This is a genomic window from Asanoa sp. NPDC050611 (genome assembly GCF_040654855.1).
Taxonomy (GTDB): domain Bacteria; phylum Actinomycetota; class Actinomycetes; order Mycobacteriales; family Micromonosporaceae; genus Asanoa.
In genome coordinates, this window is the sequence record NZ_JBFAIU010000297.1 from 1 (window position 1) to 9,543 (window position 9,543).

The window sequence follows — 9,543 nt, forward strand, 5'->3', positions numbered from 1 at the left end:
GGGATCCTGGTCGTGGGTGATCGGGTGGCCGCGAACTTCGCCGAGAAGAAGATCGCCGAACAGGTCAGCCAGGAGGTCGCCGCGCAGCACCGCCCGGTCGCCCTCACCGAGATCAAAGGACGGTAGATGAGCATCGCCCGTAGGATCGCCGGCGCACCCATCTCCTGGGGCGTCTGCGAGGTGCCCGGCTGGGGCCACCAGCTTCCGCCGGAGACCGTGCTGCGGCAGATGCGCGAGCTGGGCCTGGCCGCGACGGAGTTCGGCCCGGACGGCTTCCTCCCCGACGCGCCGGCCGAGAAGGCGGCGACGCTGAACGCCTACGGGCTGGCGGCCGTCGGCCAGTTCGTCCCGGTCGTGCTGCACGACGCGCGGCACGACCCGCTCCCGGACGTCCAGAAGGCGATGGACGGGCTCGTCGCCGCCGCCGCCTCGACCGTCGTGATCGCCGCCGCCACCGGCCAGGAGGGCTACGACGACCGCCCGGTCCTCGACGACGCCGGCTGGTCGACCCTGCTCGGCAACCTCGACCGGATCACCGACGCCGCCGCCGCCCGCGGCCTGCACGCGACGCTGCACCCGCACGTCGGCACGATGGTGGAGAGCGGTGCGGAAACACAGAAGGTGCTCGACGGCAGCCGCATCGGCCTCTGCCTCGACACCGGCCACCTGCTGATCGGCGGCGGCGACCCGGTCGCGGTCGCCCGGGCGCACCCGGAGCGCATCGCGCACGTCCACCTCAAGGACGTCCGCACCGACTGGGCGGCCCAGGTGCGCAAGGGCGAGGCGACCTACACCGACGCGGTCGCGGCCGGCATGTACGTCCCGCTCGGGCAGGGCGACGTCGACCTCGCCGCGATCGTCACGGCGCTGGAGGACGCGGGCTACCAGGGCTGGTACGTGCTGGAGCAGGACACGGTGCTCGACGGCGAGAGCGACGGGCCGGTCGAGGCCGTCCGTGCCAGCATCGAGTGGCTGCTGACCGCGCGGGCCGACCGATGACGGCGTACGACCTGGTCGCGATCGGCCGCATCGGGGTCGACCTCTATCCCCTGGAGCACGGCGTCGGCCTCGAGGACGTCAAGCACTTCGAGAAGTTCCTCGGCGGCAGCGCGACCAACGTCTCGGTGGCCGCCGCCCGGCACGGCCGCCGGGCCGCCATCATCACCCGCACCGGCCAGGACGCCTTCGGCCGCTACATCCATAAGGCGCTGCGCGAGTTCGGCGTCGACGACACCTTCGTGACCGCCGTCGACGGCCCGCCCACGCCGGTGACGTTCTGCGAGGTGTTCCCGCCGGACGACTTCCCGCTCTGGTTCTACCGCTACCCCATCGCGCCGGACCTGATGGTCGAGCCGGCCGAGATCCCGGTCGACGCGGTGCGGGACGCCGCGGTGTTCTGGGCGACCGGCACCGGCCTGTCCCAGGAGCCGTCGCGGTCCGCGCACTTCGCCGCCTGGGCGGCCCGCGGCCGCCGGGCGCACACGGTGCTCGACCTCGACTACCGGCCGATGTTCTGGCCCGACCCGGCCGAGGCCACCGCCCAGGTGGGCCGGGCCCTCGCACACGTCACGGTCGCCGTCGGCAACCGCGAGGAGTGCGCCGTCGCCGTCGGCGAGACCGACCCGCAGCGCGCGGCCGACGCGCTGCTGGAGCGCGGCGTCGAGCTGGCGATCGTCAAGCAGGGCCCCAGGGGCGTGCTCGCCGCGACCGCCGACGAGCGCGTCGAGGTGCCGCCGTTCCCCGTCGAGGTGGTCAACGGGCTCGGTGCCGGCGACGCGTTCGGCGGTGCGCTCGTGCACGGCCTGATCGCCGGCTGGGACCTGCGCCGCACGTTGACCTTCGCCAACGTGGCCGGCGCCATCGTCGCCTCGCGACTGGAGTGCTCCAGCGCCATGCCGTACACGGCCGAGGTCGAGGCCTTGATCGCCCAGAAGGGTGGACGATGACGGACATCGCCGGACTGACCGAGATCCGCGTACGCGAACCGCACCGGATCGTCGACGGCTGGGCCGCCCGCAAGCGGCGCGACCTGGTCGGCGCCGACGGCCGGCTGCTCATCGTGGCCGCCGACCACCCGGCCCGGGCCGCCCTCGGTGTGCGGGGCGACCGGCTGGCCATGGCGTCGCGCACCGACCTGTTGCGTCGCCTGGCCACCGCGCTGTCCCGGCCCGGCGTCGACGGTGTGCTCGGCACGGCGGACGTCCTCGACGACCTGCTGCTGATGGGCGCGCTCGAGGACAAGGTCGCGATCGGCTCGATGAACCGGGGCGGCCTGCACGGTGCGGCCTTCGAGTTCGACGACCGGTTCACCGCCTACACGGCCCGGGAGATCGTGGCCCGCGGCCTGGACGGCGGGAAGATGCTGACCCGGATCTGCCTCGGCGACCCGGGCACCGCCGCCACCCTGGAGGCCGGTGGCCAGGCGATCAACGCGCTGGCCGACCATGGTCTGATGGCGATGGTGGAGCCGTTCCTGTCGGTCCGGGACGACGGCAAGGTGCGCAACCTGCTCGACCCGGACTCGACCATCACCTCGATCCACGTCGCGGCCGGGCTCGGCGCGACCAGCCGGCACACGTGGCTCAAGCTGCCGGTCGTCGACGACCTGCCGCGGGTCATGGACGCCACCACGCTGCCGACGTTGCTGCTCGGCGGCGACCCGAGCGGGCATCCCGACGAGACCTACGCCGCCTGGGGCCGCGCCCTCGACCTGCCCGCGGTGCGCGGCCTGGTGGTGGGGCGGGCGCTGCTCTTCCCACCGGACGGCGACGTGGCGAAAGCCGTCGACACCGCGGCCGGGCTGGTGCACCGATGAGCGACAACGCCCGCTGGGTACGGAAGTTCGGGTCAGCGGCCGACGGCCCGTTCCAGGTTTCGATCACCGACGCGGTCGACGGCTGGAAGCACACCAGCCTCCGGGTGGCCGCGCTCGCGCCGGGCGAAGGCGTCCGGTTGGACACCGGCGACAGCGAGCTCATCGTGGTGCCGCTGAGCGGCAGCCCGGAGGTGAACGCGGTCCGGTTGGCCGGGCGGGCGAGCGTGTTCGCCGGCCCGACCGACGTGGCCTATGTCCCCCGCGACACCGCGCTGACGGTGCACAACCCGGGGCCGGGCACGGCCAGGGTCGCCCTCTGCGGCGCGAAGGCGCGGGAGCGGAAACCGTTCCGGCACCTCGCCGCCGCCGACGTGCCGGTCGAGCTGCGCGGTGCCGGCACCGCCTCGCGGGAGGTGCGCAACTTCGGCGTGCCGGGCGTGCTCGACGCCGACTCGATCATCGCGTGCGAGGTGGTCACGCCGGCCGGCAACTGGAGCTCGTACCCGCCGCACAAGCACGACGAGGAACGCCCCGGCGCCGAGACCGCGCTCGAGGAGATCTACTACTTCGAGCTGGAGTCCGAGGCCGACGGCGTCGGTGACCCGGTCGGCTACCAGCGCGTCTACGGCACGGAAGACCGCCCGATCGACGTGCTCGCCGAGGTCCGCTCCGGCGACGTGGTGCTGGTGCCGCACGGCTGGCACGGCCCGGCGATGGCACCGCCCGGCTACCACCTGTACTACCTCAACGTCATGGCCGGCCCCGGCGCCACGCGGGCCTGGCTGATCTGCGACGACCCCGCGCACGGCTGGGTGCGTGGCACCTGGACCGGCCAGGAGGTCGATCCCCGACTCCCGATCGGAGGACGCCGATGAGGCTCACCGTCGGCCAGGCCGTCGTGCGCTTCCTGCACAACCAGTGGACCGAGCGCGACGGCGAGCGGCAGCGCCTGTTCGCCGGCTGTCTCGGCATCTTCGGGCACGGCAACGTCGCGGGCCTCGGTCAGGCGCTGCTCCAGGACGACTTCCTCCCGTACGTGCTGGCCCGCAACGAGCAGGCGATGGTGCACACCGCGGTCGCGTACGCCCGGCAGAAGGACCGTCTCCGGACGTGGGCCTGCACGGCCTCGGTCGGCCCGGGCTCGACGAACATGCTCACCGGTGCGGCGCTGGCCACGGTCAACCGCCTCCCGGTGCTGCTGCTCCCCTCGGGCACGTTCGCGACCCGGGTCGCCGGGCCGGTGCTGCAGGAGCTGGAGGTGCCGCACGCGGCGGACGTCACGGTCAACGACGCCTTCCGGCCGCTGTCGCGCTTCTTCGACCGGGTCAACCGACCGGAACAGCTGCCGGCCGCGCTGCTCGGCGCCATGCGCGTGCTCACCGACCCGGTCGACACCGGCGCCGCCACCATCGCGCTGCCGCAGGACGTGCAGGCAGAGGCGTACGACTGGCCGGACGAGCTGTTCGCCGAGCGGGTCTGGCGGATCCGCCGCCCCGCGCCCGAGCAGGCCGACGTCGCGGACGCCACCGCGATCATCAGAACCGCCCGCACGCCGATCGTCGTCGCCGGCGGCGGCGTGCACTACTCCGGCGCCGAGGCCGCCCTGGAGGCGTTCGCCGCCGCCACCGGCATCCCGGTCGCGGAGACCCAGGCCGGCAAGGGATCCCTGCCGCACGGCCATCCGCGGGCGATGGGCGCGATCGGCTCGACCGGCACCACGGCCGCCAACGCGCTCGCCCGCGAGGCCGACGTGGTGATCGGCGTCGGCACGCGCTGGAGCGACTTCACCACCGCGTCCCGCACCGCGTTCCAGCACCCCGACGTCAGGTTCGTGAACGTGAACGTCGCGAGCTTCGACGCGGGCAAGCAGTCGGGCCTGGCCGTGGTCGCGGATGCCCGGGAAGCGTTGACCGCGCTGGCCGCGGCGCTCGGTGACTACACAGTGGACGCGGGCTACCAGGACCGCCAGGGCACGCTCTCGCGCGAGTGGGACGCCAAGGTGGACGCCGCCTACCACCCGCCGGCCGGGACCACCGCGCCGGGCGTGCTCACCCAGGGCACCGTGCTCGGCTGTGTCAACGAGCTGTCCGACCCGCGCGACGTCGTGGTCTGCGCCGCCGGCTCGATGCCCGGCGACCTGCACAAGCTGTGGCGCGTCCGGGACCGCAAGGCGTACCACGTCGAGTACGGCTTCTCCTGCATGGGCTACGAGATCCCCGGCGGCATCGGCGTCAAGCTGGCCGACCCCGGCCGGGACGTCTTCGTCCTCGTCGGCGACGGCTCGTACCTGATGAACCCGACCGAGCTCGTCACCGCCGTCCAGGAGCGCGTGAAGATCATCGTGGTGATCGTGCAGAACCACGGCTTCCACTCGATCGGCTCGCTCTCCGAGTCGCTCGGCTCACAGCGCTTCGGCACCGCCTACCGCTACCGGGACCCGGCCACGGGCCGGCTCGACGGCGACAAGCTGCCGATCGACCTGGCCGCGAACGCCCGCAGCCTCGGTGCCACGGTCATCGAGGCGCACAGCCGGGCCGAGCTGGAGCAGGCGATCAAAGACGCGAAAGCCTGGGACAACGGCCCGATCGTCATCCACGTCGAGACCGACCCGACCATCCACGCGCCCGACAGCGAGGCCTGGTGGGACGTCCCGGTCAGCCAGGTCAGCGAGCTGGACACCACCCGCGCGGCCTACGACACCTACCTCGCGGAGAAGAAGGCCCAGCGGCCGCTGCTCGCGCCGTCGCACCGGAAGGACGCCGAATGAACACCGTCACCCACCTGATCGCGGGCCGGCCCTGGGCGGGCACCGCGGAGCGCACCGGCGAGGTGTTCAACCCGGCGACCGGCGCGGTCACCGCCCACGTCGACCTGGCCTCCGCCGACCTCGTCGGCGAGGTCGTGACCACGGCCCGCCAGGCCTGGTCCGGCTGGGCCGACGCCTCGCTGGCCAAGCGCACCCAGGTCCTGTTCGCCTTCCGGGAACTGCTCAACGCGCACAAGGACGAGATCGCCGCGCTGATCACCGCCGAGCACGGCAAGGTGCTCGACGACGCCCGCGGCGAGGTCATGCGCGGCCTGGAGGTCGCCGAGTTCGCCTGCGGCATCCCGCACCTGCTCAAGGGCGGCTTCACGGAGAACGCGTCGACGAACGTCGACGTCTACTCGATCCGCCAGCCGCTCGGCGTCGTCGCCGTCATCGCGCCGTTCAACTTCCCAGCCATGGTGCCGCTCTGGTTCGTGCCGATCGCCATCGCCTGCGGCAACGCCGTCGTGCTCAAGCCGAGCGAGAAGGACCCGTCGGCGGCGGTCGCGGTGGCCAGGCTCTGGACCGAGGCCGGCCTGCCCGACGGGGTCATGAACGTCGTGCACGGCGACAAGGAGGCGGTCGACGCGCTCCTCACGCACCCGGACGTCAAAGCCGTGTCGTTCGTCGGTTCCACACCAATCGCCAAATATGTGTACGAGACAGGCACGGCACACGGCAAGCGGGTCCAGGCTCTCGGCGGAGCCAAGAACCACATGCTGGTGCTGCCCGACGCCGACCTCGACCTGGCCGCGGACGCGGCGATCAACGCGGGCTTCGGCTCGGCCGGCGAGCGCTGCATGGCCATCTCCGCGCTGGTCGTCGTCGACGGCGTGGCCGACGACCTGGTCAAGCGGATCCAGGACCGGATGGGCCGGCTGCGCACCGGCGACGGCACCCGCGGCTGCGACATGGGCCCGCTGGTCACCGGGGCGCACCGGGACAAGGTGGCCAGCTACCTCGACGCCGGCGTCGCCGAGGGCGCGACGCTCGTGGTCGACGGGCGCGACGGCGAGTTCGACGGGGACGGGGCCGGCTTCTGGCTCGGGCCCACCCTTTTCGACCACGTCACGCCCGCGATGTCCGTCTACCGCGACGAGATCTTCGGGCCGGTGCTCTCGGTCATGCGCGTACGGTCGTACGACGAAGGCCTGAACCTGATCAACGCCAACCCCTACGGCAACGGCACGGCCATCTTCACCAACGACGGCGGAGCGGCGCGCCGCTTCCAGCGTGAGGTCGAGGTCGGGATGGTGGGCGTCAACGTGCCGATCCCGGTGCCCGTTTCGTACTACTCGTTCGGCGGTTGGAAGAACAGCCTGTTCGGCGACAGCCACGCGCACGGCACCGAGGGCGTGCACTTCTTCACGCGCGGAAAGGTGGTCACCTCCCGCTGGCTGGACCCGAGCCACGGTGGACTGAACCTGGGCTTCCCCCGGAACACCTGATGTACTGTGCCCGGTGCCGGTGTTGACGCCGGCGCCGGGAGGACGACGCAAGTGGTGTTGACGGGCTCGAACCTGCCCGCGGTCGGTGAGTACAACCAGACCGTCGTCCTCGACGCCATCCGCCGCCACCCCGACGGCAGCACCCGCTCGAAGCTCGCCTCCGTCACGGGGCTGAGCAACATGACCGTCGCCAACGTGTGCCGCCGGCTGCTGGCCAGCGGGCTCATCGAGGAGCACGGCACGCGGGTCAGCGGCCCCGGCAAACCGCCCGGCATCCTGCGGCTGAACCCGGCCGGCGGCTTCTCGATCGGCGTGCACATCGACCCGGCGGTCATCACGTACGTGGTGGTCGACCTCGCCGGCGAGGTGCGCGACCACACCCGCAGCGGCACGCCCTCCGCGCAGGACCCGCAGTCGGTGATCGACGAGATGGGCCGCTCGATCGACGCGCTGATCACGACCTCCGGCGTCGACCGGTCCCGCGTGCTCGGCATCGGGATCGCCACTCCCGGCCCGGTCAACATCGCGGACGGCATCGTGCTGAACCCGCCGATGCTCCCGCACTGGCACCGCGTCCCGCTGCGCACCGCGCTCAGCGCCGCGACGGGCCTGCCGGTGCTGCTGGAGAAGGACGTGACGGCGGCGGCGGTCGCCGAGCTCTGGTACGCCGACGCCGGCGACAGCCGCGACTTCGCGTTCATGTACTACGGCACCGGCCTCGGCACGGGCATCGCGGTCGGCGGTGAGGTCGTCCGCGGGGTCAGCTCGAACGCCGGCGACCCCGGCCACATGACGGTCGACCCCGACGGTCCGGAGTGCGTCTGCGGGCGGCGCGGTTGCGTCGGCTACAGCGCCGTGCCCCGCGCGCTGGTCGAGCGGGCGCAGCGCGAGGGCATCCTGCCGGGCACGTTGCCGCCCGGCCCGGCCGGGATCCCCGAGATCGACGAGGCGTTCTCGGCGCTGGCCGCGCTGGCCCGGGCCGGCGACGCGCGGGCACACGAGGTGGTCGCCGACGCGGCCCGGCAGATCGCCCGCGCGGTCGTGGTGCTCGTCAACCTCCTCGACATCGAGCGCGTCATCTTCGGCGGCCCGTTCTGGTCGCGCATCGCGACGATCGTGCTCGACGTGCTGCCCGGCGTCGTGCGGGCCGACCCGGCCCTCGTGCCGCCGCACGACGTGCGGTTCACCGAGTCCGTGATCCCGGTCGACGTGGCCGCCGTCGGCGCCGCGACGCTCGTCTTCGACGGCACGTTCTCGCCCAAGGCCTCGACGCTGCTCATCTCCGCAGGCTGAGCCCCGTTTCGATCGCGAGAACATCTCGTTGCGTCGAGTTTGAAAACATGATTTGCTAATTCCCGATCTTGCCAGGGTCCCCTCCGACCTGTCCCCGAAAGGGCTTCGGCCTCGATGCAGAGCTACGCCGTCTTCGTCCCGCACTTCCATTGGGATCGCGAGTGGTACGAGCCGTTCCAGGTCTTCCGCCACCGCCTCGTGGAAGCGTTCGACGTGGTCCTGGAGACCGCGCGCCGGGACCCCTCGTTCCGCTTCACCGTGGACGGCCAGACGGCGGCGATCCTCGACTACCTGGCGATCCGGCCGGAGCGCCGGTCTGACGTGGCGGAGCTGGCGCGCGCGGGTCGCCTGGCGCTCGGACCCTGGTACATCCTGCTCGACGAGTTCCTCTGCTCCGGCGAGACGATCGTCCGCAACCTGGAGTTCGGCTGGGCCGACGCGACCGCGCTCGGCCGGGCGATGCCGGTGGGCTACCTGCCGGACATGTTCGGCCACGTCGCGCAGATGCCGCAGATCCTGCACCGCGCCGGCATCGCCCACGCCGCGCTCTGGCGGGGCGTCCCGGGCAGCGTCGCCGGCCACGCGTTCCGGTGGGAGGCGCCCGACGGCTCCACGGTGCGCACCGAGTTCCTGTTCGACGGCTACGACAACGGCCTCGACGTGATCCTCGTGCCGGCGGTGATCGACCGCGCGCTCGCCGACTACAGCCGGATGACCGCCGACCGCTGGGGCGGCGACCCGGTGCTCGCGATGGTCGGCACGGACCACGCCGCACCGGATCCGCGGCTCGGCGCGTGGCTGCGCGCGGCCGGCGGCATCACCGTCGCCACCATCGAGGAGTACGTGACCACGCACGCCCGCGCCGAGGTCCGCGAGACCGTCCGCGGCGAGCTGCGCAGCCACGTGCGCGGCAACATCCTGCCGGGCGTGCTCTCGGTGCGCACCGAGCTGAAGCGGGCCATGGCCGTCGCCGAGCGGACCGTCGACCACGCGGAGCGGTTCCTCGCGACCTGGGGCGGCGACGGCCAGACACCTTTCCTCGAGCTGGCCTGGCGGAAGATCGTCGAGTCGTCGGCGCACGACTCCGTGGTCGGCTCGGGCACCGACGAGACCTCGGACCAGGTGCGAACAGGGCCTCTACGGCTGGCCGGTCACGGACGTCCGGGTCACGCTGACCCACA

General features: G+C 72.7%; 8 protein-coding genes. All 8 read left to right on the top strand.

What is annotated here, in order from left to right; translation table 11 throughout:
* The first annotated feature begins 126 nt into the window (after positions 1-126).
* Entirely contained in the window at positions 127-999 is an 873-nt protein-coding gene (locus AB0H87_RS32195) for a TIM barrel protein (RefSeq protein WP_360154194.1), read from the top strand.
* Complete coding sequence (gene iolC / locus AB0H87_RS32200) at positions 996-1,946, top strand: 5-dehydro-2-deoxygluconokinase (RefSeq protein ID WP_360154197.1); 951 nt, start codon at positions 996-998, stop codon at positions 1,944-1,946. Before AB0H87_RS32195 ends, iolC begins: the two co-directional genes overlap by 4 nt.
* The gene (locus AB0H87_RS32205; RefSeq protein ID WP_360154200.1) at positions 1,943-2,815 is read left to right on the top strand and encodes an aldolase; all 873 of its coding nucleotides are present in this window, start codon (positions 1,943-1,945) and stop codon (positions 2,813-2,815) included. The genes iolC and AB0H87_RS32205 overlap by 4 nt, the downstream gene beginning before the upstream one ends.
* Positions 2,812-3,690, top strand: a complete 879-nt coding sequence (iolB, locus tag AB0H87_RS32210) for a 5-deoxy-glucuronate isomerase (protein ID WP_360154203.1) — start codon at positions 2,812-2,814, stop codon at positions 3,688-3,690. The genes AB0H87_RS32205 and iolB overlap by 4 nt, the downstream gene beginning before the upstream one ends.
* A complete protein-coding gene (gene iolD, locus AB0H87_RS32215) occupies positions 3,687-5,582 on the top strand; it encodes a 3D-(3,5/4)-trihydroxycyclohexane-1,2-dione acylhydrolase (decyclizing) (RefSeq protein WP_360154205.1) in 1,896 nt (631 codons plus the stop codon). Before iolB ends, iolD begins: the two co-directional genes overlap by 4 nt.
* Entirely contained in the window at positions 5,579-7,069 is a 1,491-nt protein-coding gene (locus tag AB0H87_RS32220; protein ID WP_360154207.1) for a CoA-acylating methylmalonate-semialdehyde dehydrogenase, read from the top strand. Before iolD ends, AB0H87_RS32220 begins: the two co-directional genes overlap by 4 nt.
* A gap of 51 nt (positions 7,070-7,120) precedes the next feature.
* Positions 7,121-8,362 (top strand): ROK family protein, encoded by a 1,242-nt coding sequence (locus AB0H87_RS32225; protein ID WP_360154210.1) that lies wholly within the window; start codon positions 7,121-7,123, stop codon positions 8,360-8,362.
* 114 nt (positions 8,363-8,476) lie between these two features.
* Positions 8,477-9,543 (top strand): hypothetical protein (locus AB0H87_RS32230; RefSeq protein ID WP_360154213.1); only part of this gene is annotated, 1,067 nt, incomplete at its 3' end.

Coding starts and splice junctions, on each gene's coding strand:
- AB0H87_RS32195 (WP_360154194.1), top strand. CDS start 127: ATGAGCATCGCCCGTAGGATCGCCGGCGCACCCATCTCCTGGGGCGTC.
- iolC (WP_360154197.1), top strand. CDS start 996: ATGACGGCGTACGACCTGGTCGCGATCGGCCGCATCGGGGTCGACCTC.
- AB0H87_RS32205 (WP_360154200.1), top strand. CDS start 1,943: ATGACGGACATCGCCGGACTGACCGAGATCCGCGTACGCGAACCGCAC.
- iolB (WP_360154203.1), top strand. CDS start 2,812: ATGAGCGACAACGCCCGCTGGGTACGGAAGTTCGGGTCAGCGGCCGAC.
- iolD (WP_360154205.1), top strand. CDS start 3,687: ATGAGGCTCACCGTCGGCCAGGCCGTCGTGCGCTTCCTGCACAACCAG.
- AB0H87_RS32220 (WP_360154207.1), top strand. CDS start 5,579: ATGAACACCGTCACCCACCTGATCGCGGGCCGGCCCTGGGCGGGCACC.